The organism is Georgenia satyanarayanai, from assembly GCF_009193135.1.
In the GTDB taxonomy this organism is placed as follows: Bacteria; Actinomycetota; Actinomycetes; order Actinomycetales; family Actinomycetaceae; genus Oceanitalea; species Oceanitalea satyanarayanai.
In genome coordinates this window covers 538,998-554,031 of record NZ_VUKC01000001.1, presented here as the reverse complement: position 1 = coordinate 554,031, position 15,034 = coordinate 538,998, and the positions used below count along the sequence as shown (strand labels likewise).

Below are 15,034 nucleotides of genomic sequence, written 5' to 3'. Positions count from 1 at the left end.
GTCACGGCGTAGGTCGACCGCCATCCGGATCGCGCGCTCCCGAAGCTCCTCGGGGTACTTCCTCGGTGCTGCCATAACTCTCATCCTCCACTGGATTGAGAGCCTCCATCAGACCCGGCACGAGACAGTTCGCTGAGCGATGCATGTCGAATCCCCCGCCGCTGCGCCAGGAAGACCTCGTCGGTTCTGCCGATGCGCCACGGTCCGGGTGGGGCACTTGGGTGGCGCGGACATAGAGGTTGCGGCGCTCGCCCCCCAGCGTACTGCGCCGTCGGGCATCAAGCAGTGCGAGACAGGAGGAGACAGGAGAGCACTGGTCTACGACGGGACGCTGCAGCAAGGGTGGGTGAGGCGCCGCATCTCCTCGTTCTGGTGCGAGGTGACCGGGGTGGCGTTGACCGACAGCGCGCCCTGGGAGCTGGCGGAAGGTGTCGGCGCGCGACGACGTGCACCGCGTGGACGCGGACGTCACGCAGCCGGTGGCGCAGCTCGGCGTCGAGACGGTGGGCGTCCACAGCCTCGCCCGCGGCGGCGTGGGGCTGACTTCGGTCGTGGGCACCGTCGTCGACATCGAGCCGTCGACAAGTCGGCTCTCGGCGACAAGTCAGCTCTCGGCGACAAGTCCGCTCTCGGCGACAAGTCCGCTCTCGGCGACAAATCAGCTCTCGGCGACAAGTCAGCTCTCGACGACAAGTCCGCTCTCGACGACAAGTCAGCTCTCGGCGACCCGCACGTCCGAGGGCCACACCGACGTCACCGACGACCCGCTGCTGCGCTCGCTCCTCGGCTCCGCGGGTCGGCCCGACCGCCGGGTCGTCGTCATCGGCATCTCCGCCGGCGACGTCGCGCCCGGCTCGGTTCCGGTCGGCTGAGCCGCTACAGGCCCCGGGGGCTGAGGACGCAGAACTCGTTGCCCTCCGGGTCGGCGAGCACGACCCACGAGACCTCGGGCCCCTGCCCCACCTCGACCCGCCGGGCCCCGGCGTCGAGGAGCCGCTGCACCTCGGCCTCCTGGTCGTCGTCGGCCTCTGGCGCGAGGTCGATGTGGAGACGGTTCTTCACCGTCTTTCCCTCGGGCACGGGGACGAAGACCAGGCCCTGGCCGCGCTCCCGGGCAGGGACGCGCTCGGCGAACCCGTCCTCGAACATGTGCGGCGGGATGATGACGACCTCGTCGTCCGCCTCGTAGGCGGTGCGCCACCCCAGGACCTGTGCCCACCACCCCGCGAGCGCACGCGGGTCCCGGCAGTCGACGACGACGCTGTACCAGCGCAGGGCCATGGCTCCTCCTCGGCTCGTGCTGGCAGTCTGGCACGGCGAGAAGGCGCGGGGCGCGCCAGCACCGGCTCAGTGCTCGGCGCGGGAGGCGGCGCCCGGGGGAGCCACCCGCTCCCCCGTCACCGTGGCCGCGAGCGCCGCGGCGTCCCCGAGGGCCATGTCGACGCCGTAGTACGCCTGCTCCCCCGCGGCGGTCGTCACCGCGAGGGTCGCCAGGCCGAGGAGGCGCTGGACGGGTGACTGGCTCACGTGCGCGCCGTTGATCCCCCGCACCTGGAGGACGTCGGTGCGGCGGCTGAACCAGCCGCGCTGGAGGTAGAGGTGGTCACCGTCGAGGCGGTGGCCCAGCGCCCGGTAGTACCCGCGGCCGGCGAGCACCGAGACGAGCACGAGCACCGCCGGCACGAGCAGCAGCCAGGCGCTCCACCCGGCCCACCCGACGCCGGCACCCAGCCCGGCAGCCAGCACCGCCGTCGCCAGCAGGTACCGAACGACCGCCCGACGGCGGGCGACCGGCGGGTGGGCGAGCAGCGGCCCGCTCGCCGGGGCGACGCCGTCGTCGAGCACCGGGCGACCGAGCAGGACGTTGGCCACGCGCACGGCGACGTCGCGGGTGGTGGCCGGCAGCATGGTCGAGCTCTCGGTCATCATCTGCGTCAGGCTCACGCCGGTCATCACCGGACTGAGCCGGGCACCCCCGAGCAGCCGGGTGAGGAGCGGGCGCGAGACGGTGACACCGCGCAGGCGCTCCTGGTCGGCGGTGAAGGAGCGGGTGGTGAGCAGCCCCCGGGTGGCGAGGAAGCGGCCGCCGGGCTCGCGGACGAGCCGGTAGCCCCACCACGCCTCGGCGAAGGTCACGGCGCCCGCGCCCAGCCCGAGGATGACGACGAGCACGAGCGAGGTCGCCGCCCACGCGCCCCACGGCACACGGTCGACGACGCCCATCACCCGGTCCCCCACCCACTCCTCCCGGCCGAGCAGGGAGACGAAACCGTAGACGGTGCCGATGACGGACAGCGGCCCGGCGACGAACCACAGCCCGACCATCTGGTAGACGACCCAGGCCCAGCGCAGCGCCTGGACCTCCTCCCCGCCCGTCTCGGCGAGCCGCGGGTCGACGGTGGAGGCGACGTCCTGCTCGCTGCGGCGCAGCAGCTCGGCGCGCAGGCGCAGCGCGGTGGCCCGCGGCAGCCCGTCGAGCGCGACCGTGCCCTCGCTCGTGAAGGCGTTGCCGCCGGTCCCGACGCGCAGCACGGACAGGCCGAGGAGCCGGTTGCTCAGCGGCGCGGTGATGTCCACGGTGCGGATGCGGTGCAGCGCGACGCGGTTGCTGCGGCGCACGAGCAGCCCGGTCGTGTGCTGGAGCTCCTCCCCGGTGAGCCGGTAGCGCACCTTGAGGTAGTTGAGCGCCTGGTTCAGCGGGCCCAGCACCGCGAGGACGGCGAGCGCGATGACCGTCCAGCGCGCGGTGTCGTTGTCGGTGTTGAAGAACCACCACCCGGCGGCCGCCGGGACGAGCCGCACGAGCATCCGCAGCAGCGCCGCGGGGACGATCCGCGGGTCGAGCCGCTGCCACGGGAGGTCGGTGGCGCCGTCGTCGTCGGCGAGGGTCTCGTCGGTGGCGACGCCGGTCATGTGGCGTCCCCCTGGGTACGGGCGACGGCGTCGGTGAGCTGGCTGACGAGCTCCTCGGCGACGTCGGCCGCGAGCCCCTGGATCTCGACGGCACCCTGGGCGGACCCGGTCGTCACCGACACCGCGGCGAGCCCGAGCGCGCGGTGGAGGAGGTTGCGCTTGGCCTCGACGGTCTGCACGCGCGAGAGCGGGGCGATCCGCCACTCCCGGCCCACCCAGCCCGTCCGCGAGTAGACGGCGGTGCCGGTCGCCTCCCACCGGTGGGTGCGGTAGCGCAGCCACGGCGCGAGGACGACGGCGGGGAGCAGCAGCACGGTGAGCACTCCCGCCGCGACGAGCAGCCACGTCCGTCCGCCCTCCCACAGGGCCGCCGGCACGAGGGTGAGCGCCCAGACGACGAGGAGCGTCGTCGCGCGCGAGAGCAGCCAGTAGGTGCGCGCCCGCGGGGCGACGCGGTGCCGGGGCGGTCGGGGCGCGCCGTCGGACGCGGTGGGCTCGGGCACAGGGGCTCCTTCGTGCGGGGTCGGCCTCCAGGCTAGGCAGGTACCGGGGCCGCCCCATCAGCCTCGCGGCCGGACCGGCTCCTCCTTGTGGCTGGACCCGCGCGCCACCACGGCGAGCGGGCGGCGTGCGCCTCGGTTACGTTGCCGCCCATGGGTGCTACGGAGCTGCTGCTCGTCCGCCACGGGGAGAGCCTGGGGAACGTCGCCGCCGCGCAGGCCCGGCAGACCGGGGCCGAGGTCATCGACGTCCCCGCCCGGGACGCCGACGTCGAGCTCTCCCCGACCGGCGTGGAGCAGGCCCGGGCGCTCGGCCGGTGGCTCGCCGACCTCCCCGCGCAGGACCGGCCCGACGCCGTGTGGAGCTCGCCCTTCCGCCGGGCCCACGACACCGCCCGCACGGCGCTCGACGTCGCCGGCCTCGACCTGCCCGTGCGCCTGGACGAGCGGCTGCGCGACCGCGACCTCGGCATCACCGACACCCTCACCACCGCCGGGATCCGCAACCGCTACCCCGAGGAGGCCGAGCGCCGCGAGTGGCACGGGAAGTTCTACTACCGCCCCTCGGGCGGGGAGTCGTGGGCCGACATCGCGCTGCGCGTGCGCTCGGTCCTCGCCGACCTCGAGCGTCAGCGCCGCCACCGCCGGGTCCTCGTCACCTGCCACGACGCCGTGCTCCTCGTCTTCCGCTACGTCTGCGAGGAGATGGACGAGGCGAGCGTCCTCGAGATCAGCCGCACCCAGTCGGTGCGCAACGCCGCGGTCACCCGCCTCGTGCGCGAGGAGGACTCCGACGTGTGGACCCTCGCGGAGTTCAACTCCGCCGACCACCTCCGTGACCGCGGCGTGCCGGTGACCGCCCAGTCCTCGCCGTCGGACGAGCAGGTGCCCGCCGCGCAGGAGGCGGGGGAGGTCCGGTGACGGCGGACCTCACGCCCGCCGCCCTGCGGGCGTGGCCGCTGCCCGAGCCCGGGCACGGCAAGTACGCCCGCGGCGCCGTCGTCGTCGTCGGCGGGTCGCCCGGCTCCCCCGGCGCGGTCCTCCTGTCCGGGCTCGCGGCCCTGCGCGTGGGTGCCGGCAAGCTCTCGGTCGCCGTCGCCGCCTCGGTGGCGCCGGCCCTCGCCGTCGCGATCCCCGAGGCGGGGGTCACCGCGCTCGCGGAGGACGACGGCGGCACGCTCACCGGCGGCGGCCTCGACCCCCTGGAGCGCAAGCTGGCCCGGGCGTCGGCGGTGCTCGTCGGCCCGGGGCTCAGCGACCCGGACAGCACCGTCACCCTCCTCACCGGGGTGCTCGAGCGGGTCGGCGAGGACGTCCCGCTCGTCCTGGACGCCTTCGCCGTCGGGGTGCTGCCCCGGCTGGAGGACCAGGCACCCGCCCTGCGCGGCCGGCTGGTCCTCACGCCCAACGCCGACGAGATCGCCCACCTCCTCGACGTCGACGACGTCGCCGAGGACGACCTCCCGGACGCCGTGCGCACGGTCGCCGAGCGCTACGGCGCCGCGGTGTCCTGCGCCGACGTCATCGCCGCGGACGGGCGGCTGTGGCGCAAGGTCGCGGGCAACCGGGGCCTGGGGACGTCGGGCAGCGGCGACGTCCTCGCCGGGGCGGTCGCCGGGTTGGTCGCCCGCGGCGCGGGGCCGGGGCAGGCTGCCGTCTGGGGCACCCACCTGCACTCCGCGGCCGGCGACCGGCTCGCCGGCACGGTGGGCCGCATCGGCTACCTCGCCAGGGAGCTGCTCGACGTCCTCCCCGCCGTCCTCGACGAGCTCGGCGGGACGTGACAGACCGGGAGCGCAGGTCCGGTCAGGACCTGCGCTCCCGGCGGGGCGGGGCGCCCAGCGCGCCCCGCCGTCTCACGCGCCGGCGGGCTCGCGCTCCTCCAGGACGACCTGACGCTCGAGCTTGGCGCCCTCGACGTCGACGTTCGGCAGGATCTTGTCGAGCCAGCGCGGCAGCCACCACGCCTTCTCCCCGAGCAGGCTGAGGACGGCCGGGGTGAGCGTCATCCGCACGAGGAAGGCGTCGATGAGGACACCGAAGGCCAGGCCGAAGCCGATCGGCCGGATCATCGCGAGGTGGGCGAAGATGAAGCCGCCGAAGACGGAGACCATGATGATCGCCGCCGCCGTGACGACCCGCGCGCTCTGGTTGAAGCCGCGCACGACGGCGACGCGCGCGTCGGCCCCGTGGACGTGCGCCTCGCGCATCCCCGAGACGAGGAACACCTGGTAGTCCATCGCCAGGCCGAAGAGCACCCCGATCAGGAGCACCGGCAGGAAGCTGAGGATCGGCCCCGCCTCGTTGACCCCGAACAGGTCGGAGAGGAACCCGAGCTGGTACACCGCGACGACGGCGCCGAAGGAGGCGACCACCGTGAGGAGGAAGCCCACGGAGGCGAGCAGCGGCACCCAGATCGAGCGGAACACGAGGAGCAGGAGGACGAGCGAGAGGCCGACGACGACGAGCAGGTACAGCGGCAGCGCGTCGGCCAGCTGGTCGGAGATGTCGATGTTCGCGACCGTCTGCCCGGTGTAGCCCATCTCGACGCCGTGCGCCGCACCGAGCTCGTCCTCGCCGGCGAGGAGCGTGTTGACCAGCGCCACCGTCGACTCCTCGGAGGGACCGTCGGCGGGCATGATCTGGAAGGCGAGCGTGTCGCCGTCCTCGCTCGTCCCGAAGGGCACGACGTACTGGACGCCGTCGACGGCGAGGAGGTCCTCGGCGATGTCGAGCTGCGTCCCGGTGAGAACCGCCTCGTCCTGCGTCGGCTCCTCGAGCGTGGCGACGCCGATGATCGGGCCGTTGGCGCCCGCCCCGAAGTTGTCCCGGATGAGGTCGTAGGTGCGGTAGGCGGTCGAGTCGGCCGACTCGTGGCTGCCGTCGGGCAGCCCGAGGCGCAGCTGGGTGGTGGGGATCGCGAGCAGACCGGTGATGGCGACGACGCCGATGATCGCGAGCCACGGGTGCTGCTGGACCTTGTGGGCCCAGCCGCGGGAGTCCGCGCCGTTCTTGCGCTCGAGTCGCCTGCGCTGCCTGGCCGGCAGGACCCGCTCCCCGAGGAAGGACAGCAGCGCCGGGGTGAGCGTGACCGCCGCGAGGACGGCGACGACGACGGTGCCCGCGGCGACGTAGCCCATGACGCCGAGGAACGGGATGCCGGTGAGGCCGAGCGCGGCGAGCGCGATGACGACCGTCGCACCGGCGAAGGTGACGGCGTTGCCGGCGGTGCCGGTGGCGAGGGCGATGGAGTCCCGCACGCCCATGCCGTCGGCGAGCTGCATCCGGTGGCGGTTGAGGATGAACAGGGAGTAGTCGATGCCCACGGCCATGCCGAGCATGAGGGCGAGGGCGGGGGTCACGCTGGTCATCTGGACGACGCCGCTGAGCGCGAGCGAGGCACCGACACCCACACCGACGCCGACGAGCGCGGTGAGGAGCGGCAGGCCCGCGGCGAGGAGGGACCCGAGGAGGACGAGGAGGACGACGACGGCGACGACGACGCCCACGACCTCGGCCGGGCCGAGGATGGAGGAGATGTCGGAGACGATCTCCGCGCTGTAGCTCACCTCGACACCCGCGTCGGTGAGCGTGTCACCGATCTCCTGCACCTGGGCGGTGACCGCGGGGTCGAGCTGCCCGCCGGAGGACTCGAACTGCACCTGGGTCATCGCGACGGTGCCGTTCTCGGAGACCTGGCGCAGGCCGTCGGTGAGCTCGGCGAGCCGCTCACCCTGCTCGAGCTGGGCCTCCCCGGCGGTGATCTCGGCCTCGGCGGCGGTGAGCTCCGCCTCGCCGGCCTCGAGCTCGGCGCGGCTGGCGGCGAGCTGCTCCTCACCGGCGGCCAGCTCGGCCTCGGCGGCGGCGAGCTGCTCCTCGGCGCCGGCGGCCACGGCCGGCGGCATCATGTCGATCGAGGCCTCGAGCTCGGCGCGCTGGGCCTCCAGCTGCTCCCGGCCCGCGGCGAGCTCCGCCTCGGCGGCCGCGAGCTGCTCGCGCCCGGCGTCGAGCTCGGCGCGGCCCGTCTCGAGCTGCTCCCGGCCCGCGGCGAGCTCGGCCCGGCCGGCCGCGACCTGGTCGAGGCTGCCGTCGAGCTGCTCCTGGGTGGCGAACGGGTCCATCGAGCCGACGACCCCGTCGAGTGCGCTCCACCGCTCGGTGACGTCGGCGACGGCGGCCCGCTGCTCGTCGCTGAAGCCGTCCTCCACGGAGAAGGTGACGGTCCCGATGCCCGCGGCCGCCTCGGGGATCTCCTCCTGGAGGTCGTCGAGCACCTCCTGGAACCGGCTGCCGGGGATGCTGAACTCGTCGCTCAGCGGCTCACTGAGGGTGGCGGCGCCAGTCGCGGCGAGCGCGATGACGACGAGCCACGTGACGACGGTCGCCCAGCGGTGCTGGGCGCTCCATCGTCCGAGGCGGTGCAGGAGTGCGGCCACAGGAGGTCCTTCCGGGTGTGGTGGTGCTGGATGGCTGGGGCGTCAGGAAGGGAGCCGGCGCCACCCGGCGTCGGCGTGGGCGAGCACCCGCAGGAGGGTGTCGTTGAAGGCGGCGACGGCCTCGTCCGGGTCGCGGCCGACGGCCGTCGGCAGCCAGGCCCGCTGGACCGTCTCGAACAGCGCCATGACGGCCGCGGCGAGGGACCGGACGCGCAGGTCGTCCTCGTCACCGAGGCGGTCGCGGAGGACGTCGACGAGCCAGTCCTCGTGGTGCTGCCACACCCGCAGCTGGAGCTCGCGGCCGCGCAGCGAGCTGCCCGGCGTCGTGGGCAGCCAGCCGAGGAGGATCTCCGCCCCGAGCGGCTCCGCGCGCAGGGCCGCGACGATGGCGACGAGCGGCTCCTCCTCCGGCGGACGGCGGCGCAGTGCGTCGGCCATCCGCTCGAGCGGCTCGGCGAGGCCGGCCGCGACGACCGCCTCGATGCCGGAGAAGTAGTTGAAGAAGGTCCGGCGGGAGACGCCGGCCCGGTCGGCGATGTCCTCGGCCGTCACGTCGTCGAGCCCGCGCTCACGGGCCAGCTCGCGCGCGGCGTCCACGAGGGCCACGCGCGTGCGCGCCTTGTTGACCTCGCGTCGGCCGGCCGATTCGGACATACGACCGAGTGTCAGTGGTCGGTGCACGCTGTGCAAGTTTGCCCGGTGTGCAGTGGCGCACACGCTGCCCTTTCGGCCCTTCCCCCGGCACGCGGCCAGGAGTAGGTTGCGCGCCACCACGCGAGCAGCACGCTGCCGCCCGCGGTCACGCCCTGGAAAGGGGATCGCGATGAAGCGCTTGACCAGGCTCCTCCTCGGACTCGTCCTCGGGTTCGCACTCGTCCTCCCGATGGGTGCCTCAGCACAGGCCGCTCCCTACTGCGGCATCACGTGGGGCTCGCTCGCCAAGGCGCAGCGCCCCGGCTCGTCCCTCACCTCGATCACCAACGTGCGCGCGGGCGAGCACGCCTGCTACGACCGCATGGTCATCGACGTCCGCGGTGACGTGCGCGGCTACTCGGTCCGCTACGTCAACCAGGTGTACGCCGAGGGCAGCGGCGCGCGCGTCCCGCTGCGCGGCGGGGCCAAGCTCGAGATCGTGGCGCACTCCCCGACCTACGACCCCGTGACGGGGCGCAGCACGTACTCCCCGGCCAACCCCAGGGAGCTGCGCAACGTGCGCGGGTACTCGACCTTCCGCCAGATCGCGTCCGGCGGGAGCTTCGAGGGCCAGACGACGATCGGCCTGGGCGTGCGCGCGCGGCTGCCCTTCCGCGTGTTCACCCTCGACGGTCCGGGCTCCGGCTCGCGGCTTGTCATCGACGTCGCCCACCGCTGGTAGCGACCGGGTGGCCGGGCCGCTCGCCCGGCCACCCGCCGCCGCGACACCGCCCGCCACCCCACCCGCCCGTCGCGACCCTGCCCGCCTCCCCACCCGCCCGTCTCGCGCCTGCGCACAAGTCGGCGACACGCACCCGACACGCCGGGACACCTGACGATCAGCGACACCCTCCGACGGTTTGTGCGCAGTGCAGCGACAGCCGCCCAGCCCCCGTCGGCCCCCTCAGAGCGCGACGGTGCCGGCGATCGCCGTCGTCGTCCGCCCGCCCACCCAGAGGTGGTCGTCGGCGGCGGTGACGTGCACCCGTCCGGCGCGCCCGAGCGCGGTGCCCTGCGCGGCGACGTACGGGGCGCTCACCACGCCGGTGTCGGTGAGCCACCGGGCGAGGCCGGCGTTGAGGCTGCCGGTGACGGGGTCCTCGGCGAAGTCGCTCCCGAAGGCGCGGACCTCGACGGCGGTCCCCCCGCTGCCGGGTGCGGCGACGACGCCGACGAGGAGCTCGCCGAGGCGCTCGTAGCTCGGCCGCACGGCGAGCACGGCCTCGGGCGAGCGCAGCCGCAGGGCCAGCCACGGCGGGCCGTTGTCGAGCCAGGACGCGTCGACGACATCGCCCGGGTCCAGCCCGAGGGCGTCGGCGGCCCGGGCGAGCGTCGCGCCGTCGGGCGCCTCGTAGCGGCGCAGGGCGGGGGCGGCGAAGGACCACCGGCCGCCCGACTCCCGCAGCTCGACGAGCCCCACGCCGCACTCCTGGACGAGCCACCCCGCCCTCGCCGCGGTACCGCCCGAGGCGAGCCACGCGTGCGCGGACCCGAGGGTCGGGTGGCCGGCGAAGGGCAGCTCGGTGCCGGGCGTGAAGATCCGCACCCGGTAGTCGGCGGCGGGGTCGGTCGGCGGGAGCAGGAAGGTCGTCTCGGAGAGGTTCGTCCACGCCGCGAAGCGCTGCATCCGCTCCGAGGACAGCCCCTCCCCGTCGACGACGACGGCGACCGGGTTTCCCTCGTAGGGTTCCGCGCCGAACACGTCCACCTGGAGGAATCGCCGCTGCAGCATGCCCGCACCCTACGGCGCCCGGTGTCGGTGCGCCGCCGTAGGCTCGGTGCGTGGAGATCGTCGTGGCCGAGGAGACCGGCGGGGTCCGGCTCACCGTCCTCGACGACGACGGCGCCGCCCCCGCCGCGTCCGTCGTGCCCGCGGGCGGGCTGGCCGCCCGGGTGGCCGAGCTCGAGGCCGCCTCGCGCCCGCGCTGGGTGTGGGCCGACACCGCGACCACCTACGCCCGGCTGCTGCGCGCCGGCGCCCGGGTGGAGCGCTGCTTCGACCTGCGCCTGTGCCGCACCATCCTGCGCCGCGCGGTCGGTGCGCCACCGCCGTCGGACCTGTGGGACGACGTCGAGGAGCCGGAGGACCGGCCCGACGCACCGCCCACCCTCTTCGAGTCCCTCACCCTGCCCGCCGAGGAGGTCCTCGCCGAGCGGCTGCGCCAGCGGGAGGCCGTGACGGCGAGCCCCGAGCCCGGGCGGCTCGCCACCCTGCTCGCGGCGGAGTCGGCCGGGGCGCTGCTCGCCGTCGAGATGCGGCACGACGGCCTGCCGTGGGACCGGGCCGCCCACGACCAGCTGCTCACCGAGGTGCTCGGGCCTCGCCCGCCGCTCGGTGCCCGGCCGCCCGCGCTCGAGGCCCTCGCCGAGGACGTCCGCCGCGCCCTCGACGCGCCCAGGCTCAACCCGGACTCCGGTCCGGCGCTGCTGCGCGCCCTCCACAGCGCCGGGATCTCCGTGCAGACCACCCGCAAGTGGGAGCTCGAGCAGGTCGACCACCCGGTGGTCGCGCCGCTGCTCGCGTACAAGAAGCTGTCCCGGCTCCACAGCGCCAACGGCTGGGCGTGGGCCGACGAGTGGGTGCGTCCCGGTCCGCCGGGTGCCGGCCGCGAGCGCTTCCACCCCGACTACGTGCCCGGCGGCGTCGTCACCGGGCGGTGGGCCACCCGCGGCGGCGGGGCGCTGCAGCTGCCCAAGCAGGTGCGCGGCGCCGTCGTCGCGGACCCGGGGTGGACGCTCGTCGTCGCCGACGTCGCCCAGCTCGAGCCGCGGGTGCTCGCCGCGATGGCCCGCGACGAGGCGATGGCGCGGGCCGCACGCGGCGGGGACCTCTACCAGGGGCTCGTCGACCAGGGCGTCATCGACACCCGCGCCCACGCCAAGGTCGCCATGCTCGGCGCGCTGTACGGCGCCACCACCGGCGCGGCGGGGGACCTCGCGCCCCGGCTGCTGCGCGCCTTCCCGCGGGCCACGGCCGTCGTCGAGGGTGCGGCGATGCGCGGGGAGGTGGGCGGCACCGTCCGCACCTGGCTGGGCCGCACGTCCCCGCCGCCGCCGCCGGCGTGGAAGGCCGTCCAGGACAGGCAGCACGAGGGCGACGCGACCGACGACGACCGCCGCCGTGCGCGCCGCCTGGCCCGTGACTGGGGCCGCTTCACCCGCAACTTCGTCGTCCAGGGCACCGCGGCGGAGTGGGCGCTGTGCTGGCTCGCGGACCTCCGCGCCCGGCTGCGCGCGCTCGGCGGCGACGGCGGGGCGGGTCACAGCCCCCACCTCGTCTTCTTCCTCCACGACGAGGTCATCGTCCACACGCCGTCGGCGATGGCCGACGACGTCGCCGCCGCGGTCCGCGAGTCCGCCGCCGGCGCCGGCCGGCTGCTCTTCGGCGACTTCCCCGTCGACTTCCCCCTCGACGTCTCCGTCGTCACCACCTACGCCGACGCCGAGTAGCAAGCTCCCCTTCCCGCGCCCCGCCCCCTTCGCGCCGACAGCCGAGTTACCGCCGACAGCCGAGTTGCCGCCGACAGCCGAGTTGTCACCGACAGCCGAGTTGCCGCCGACAGTGCACTTGCCTACCCACTGACCTGCGCTAACCCGCCGCGCCTCCGCCGCTGGCTACCCTGTCGCGAACTGAGCCCGGCACCGTGCGGGTGCACCGATCCTGCGCACAGGTCGGCGACACGCGGGCGACACGCCGGGACAGCCGTCGAGCAAGCGGCCCGGTGGCCGACTTGTGCGCAGATCCTGCGCACCCGGGCCGCAGCCGAGGCACCACGCCGACGCCGAGCGGTCACCGGACGCCGCTGCCACACTCGGCGCATGCTCTTCGCGCGCCTTGCCGAGACCTCGACGGCCGTCGCCGCCACGCGCTCGCGGCTGGAGAAGCGTGCGCTGCTCGCGGCGACGCTGCGCGAGGCCGACGACGAGGAGATCGACGTCGTCGCGACGTACCTCTCCGGCCGGGTCCGTCAGCGCCGCACCGGCGTCGGCTGGCGCAGCCTCGCCCAGCTGCCGGACCCCGCACCGGCCCCCTCCCTCACGCCCACCGACGTCGACGCGCGGCTCGAGGCGGTCTCCGCGCTCGCCGGCAGCGGCTCGCAGGCCGGCCGGGCCACCGCCGTCGCCGACCTCTTCGGCGTCCTCACCGAGGCCGAGCAGCGCTTCCTGCGCGCCCTCATCCTCGGCGAGGTGCGCCAGGGCGCGCTCGACTCCCTCCTCATCGAGGCGATCGCCGACGCCACCGCCGTGCCGGTCACCGCCGTCCGCCGTGCCGCGATGTTCAGCGCCGTCACCGGGCCGGTCGCCCGCGCCGCCCTCACCGGCGGCGTCGACGCGCTCGAGGACTTCCGCCCCGCGGTCCTGCGGCCGGTCCGTCCCATGCTCGCCTCCGCCGCCCCCGACCTCACCGCCGCGCTCGACAAGCTCCGCGACGACGACGGCGCCCCCGTCGCCGCCGACGGCAAGATCGACGGTATCCGGGTCCAGGTCCACAAGGCCGGCGAGGAGGTCGCCGTCTTCACCCGCTCGCTGGACGACATCACCGAGCGCGTCCCGGAGATCGTCGAGGTCGTCCGCGCCCTCCCCGCGCAGGAGCTCATCCTCGACGGCGAGGCCATCGCGCTGGGTCCGTCCGGGCGCCCGCGCCCGTTCCAGGAGACGGCCTCGCGCACCGGCAGCCACGACGGCGCCGCCGGCACCACCCCGCTCACCGTCTACTTCTTCGACCTCCTCCACCGCGACGGGACGACGCTCGTCACCGCACCGGCCCGCGAGCGCCTCGCCGCGCTCGAGGAGGTCGTCCCCGCCTCTGCCCTCGTCCCGCGCCGCGTCACTGCGGACCAGGCGGGGCTCGACGCCTTCTTCCGCGAGATCCTCGAGCTGGGCCACGAGGGCCTCGTCCTCAAGGACCTCACCGCCCCCTACGACGCCGGGCGCCGCGGCGCCGCGTGGGTCAAGGTCAAGCCCCGTCACACCCTCGACCTCGTCGTCCTCGCCGTCGAGTGGGGCAGCGGCCGACGCCAGGGGACCCTGTCGAACATCCATCTCGGCGCCCGCGACGGTGACGGCTTCGTCATGCTCGGCAAGACCTTCAAGGGCATGACCGACGAGATGCTCGCCTGGCAGACCCAACGCTTCCTCGAGCTGGAGACCGGCCGCGAGGGCCACGTCGTCCACCTCCGGCCCGAGCAGGTGGTCGAGATCGCCATCGACGGCGTCCAGCGCTCCAGCCGCTACCCCGGCGGCGTGGCGCTGCGCTTCGCGCGGGTGCTGCGCTACCGCGAGGACAAGGCCCCCAACGAGGTCGACACCCTCGACGCCGTCCGCGCCCTCGGTCCGTGATCAGCCCATCGCCGGGGCGGTGCGCCGCTCCCGCTGCATGACGACGACGAGCGTCGCCACAACGCCGACCGCACCGGCGACGGAGAAGGCGAGGGTGGCGGACGTGGCGCCGAGGAGTGCACCGACGAGCACCGCCCCCGCCGCCTGCCCGAGCGCGAGCGCGACGAACAGGACGACGGTCGCGGCGGCGGAGGACTGCGGCAGGACCCGCACGGCCCACACGATGAGGACGCCGGACACCGCGGTGTAGCTCGCACCGAAGACCCCGACGGCGGCGACGGCGGCCGGCCCGGACGGCACCAGCCCGAGGGTCACCGTGGCGAGTGCCATCGCCCCGCACGTCAGCGCCCACGCGGCGCGCAGGTCCCAGGCCTGGACGAGCGGGCCGGCGACGGCGCCAAGCACCCCGCAGGCCCCGAGCACCATCCACCCGGCGATCGACCCGCCGTCGGACGTCGCCCCGGCCATGAGGGACCTGCCGAAGGTCCACACCGCCGCGCTCGAGCATCCCGCCAGGACCGCGGCGGCGATCGGCCGAGCCAGCGGCCCGAGCGCGACGCGTGGCGGCCGATCGACCTCCGAGCTCCCGGCACGGTCGGCGCGCAGGCTCGCGAGCGTCGCCGCGGCCGAGACGGCGGCGATGGCCACCCACGCGAGGCGCCACTGGCCGCCCGCGACGAGCGCCATCCCGCCGGCGAGGACGATGCCCGCACCGGTCCCGGCGTTGACGACCGTCTGGGCAGTCTCCTGGCGCCCGGGGGCGATGTTGCGCTCGACCACCGAGACGAGGCCGGGTGTCGCGAACCCGGCACCGGCCCCGGCGACGACGACGCTGAGCGCGAGGACGACGGCACCCGGAGCGAGTGCGACGCCGAGGCTGCCGACGCACGCGGTGACGCCGGCCCAGGCCACGACGGCTCGTGGCCGGCTCCCCATCCGCGAGGCGAGCAGCGCGCACACGCAGTAGGAGAGGAAGCTGCCGGCCTGGACCGCCCCTGACACGGCCGGCCCCAGGGTGAAGGCCTCCTCCAGGCGCGGCAGGAAGAGCCCGTACCCGAAGCGCGCGAGCCCGTACGTCGCCGCGATGAGAGCCATGCCGCTGAGCACCACCCGTGACATCCGCACCTCCTCGATTCGTAACGGTCGTTACGG

The 15,034-nt window shown here is 75.0% G+C and carries 13 protein-coding genes; 6 read left to right on the top strand and 7 right to left on the bottom strand.

Annotated elements, in window-relative coordinates; genetic code table 11:
- Positions 1-455: 455 nt before the first annotated feature.
- Positions 456-872, top strand: coding sequence for a hypothetical protein (locus GD632_RS02500; protein WP_152188306.1), 417 nt, complete (start codon positions 456-458; stop codon positions 870-872).
- Positions 873-876: 4 nt separating this feature from the next.
- On the opposite strand, the gene GD632_RS02495 is transcribed toward GD632_RS02500, so the two are convergent.
- The 3 genes from GD632_RS02495 to GD632_RS02485 form a co-directional block, all read right to left on the bottom strand.
- On the bottom strand, positions 877-1,281 hold the full coding sequence (locus GD632_RS02495; protein WP_152188304.1) for a VOC family protein: 405 nt from the start codon (positions 1,279-1,281) through the stop codon (positions 877-879).
- A gap of 66 nt (positions 1,282-1,347) precedes the next feature.
- Positions 1,348-2,913 (bottom strand): PH domain-containing protein, encoded by a 1,566-nt coding sequence (locus tag GD632_RS02490; protein WP_152188302.1) that lies wholly within the window; start codon positions 2,911-2,913, stop codon positions 1,348-1,350.
- Positions 2,910-3,416, bottom strand: a complete 507-nt coding sequence (locus GD632_RS02485; protein WP_152188300.1) for a PH domain-containing protein — start codon at positions 3,414-3,416, stop codon at positions 2,910-2,912. The genes GD632_RS02490 and GD632_RS02485 overlap by 4 nt, the downstream gene beginning before the upstream one ends.
- A 150-nt stretch (positions 3,417-3,566) precedes the next feature.
- Between GD632_RS02485 and GD632_RS02480 the strand changes: the two genes are divergently transcribed.
- Positions 3,567-4,334, top strand: a complete 768-nt coding sequence (locus GD632_RS02480) for a histidine phosphatase family protein (protein ID WP_152188298.1) — start codon at positions 3,567-3,569, stop codon at positions 4,332-4,334.
- The gene (locus GD632_RS02475; RefSeq protein ID WP_152188296.1) at positions 4,331-5,197 is read left to right on the top strand and encodes an NAD(P)H-hydrate dehydratase; all 867 of its coding nucleotides are present in this window, start codon (positions 4,331-4,333) and stop codon (positions 5,195-5,197) included. Before GD632_RS02480 ends, GD632_RS02475 begins: the two co-directional genes overlap by 4 nt.
- Before the next feature lie 72 nt (positions 5,198-5,269).
- Here the strand turns inward: GD632_RS02475 and GD632_RS02470 are convergent, their stop codons facing one another.
- Both GD632_RS02470 and GD632_RS02465 read right to left on the bottom strand, forming a co-directional pair.
- A complete protein-coding gene (locus tag GD632_RS02470) occupies positions 5,270-7,849 on the bottom strand; it encodes an MMPL family transporter (RefSeq protein WP_152188294.1) in 2,580 nt (859 codons plus the stop codon).
- Positions 7,850-7,891: 42 nt separating this feature from the next.
- Positions 7,892-8,503, bottom strand: a complete 612-nt coding sequence (locus GD632_RS02465) for a TetR/AcrR family transcriptional regulator (protein ID WP_152188291.1) — start codon at positions 8,501-8,503, stop codon at positions 7,892-7,894.
- A gap of 169 nt (positions 8,504-8,672) precedes the next feature.
- Between GD632_RS02465 and GD632_RS02460 the strand changes: the two genes are divergently transcribed.
- Complete coding sequence (locus tag GD632_RS02460; protein WP_152188289.1) at positions 8,673-9,224, top strand: AMIN-like domain-containing (lipo)protein; 552 nt, start codon at positions 8,673-8,675, stop codon at positions 9,222-9,224.
- A 222-nt stretch (positions 9,225-9,446) separates the two neighbouring features.
- On the opposite strand, the gene GD632_RS02455 is transcribed toward GD632_RS02460, so the two are convergent.
- A complete protein-coding gene (locus tag GD632_RS02455; protein ID WP_193311305.1) occupies positions 9,447-10,274 on the bottom strand; it encodes a PhzF family phenazine biosynthesis protein in 828 nt (275 codons plus the stop codon).
- Between the two features lie 50 nt (positions 10,275-10,324).
- On the opposite strand from GD632_RS02455, the gene GD632_RS02450 reads away from it, so the two are divergent.
- Positions 10,325-11,992 carry a bifunctional 3'-5' exonuclease/DNA polymerase gene (locus GD632_RS02450; RefSeq protein ID WP_152188286.1) on the top strand — a complete coding sequence of 556 codons (1,668 nt, stop codon included), beginning with the start codon at positions 10,325-10,327 and terminating at the stop codon, positions 11,990-11,992.
- Positions 11,993-12,361: 369 nt separating this feature from the next.
- Positions 12,362-13,882, top strand: coding sequence for an ATP-dependent DNA ligase (locus tag GD632_RS02445; RefSeq protein WP_152188284.1), 1,521 nt, complete (start codon positions 12,362-12,364; stop codon positions 13,880-13,882).
- Here GD632_RS02445 and GD632_RS02440 read toward each other — a convergent pair whose 3' ends face one another.
- On the bottom strand, positions 13,883-15,001 hold the full coding sequence (locus tag GD632_RS02440; RefSeq protein ID WP_152188282.1) for an MFS transporter: 1,119 nt from the start codon (positions 14,999-15,001) through the stop codon (positions 13,883-13,885).
- Positions 15,002-15,034 lie beyond the last annotated feature (33 nt).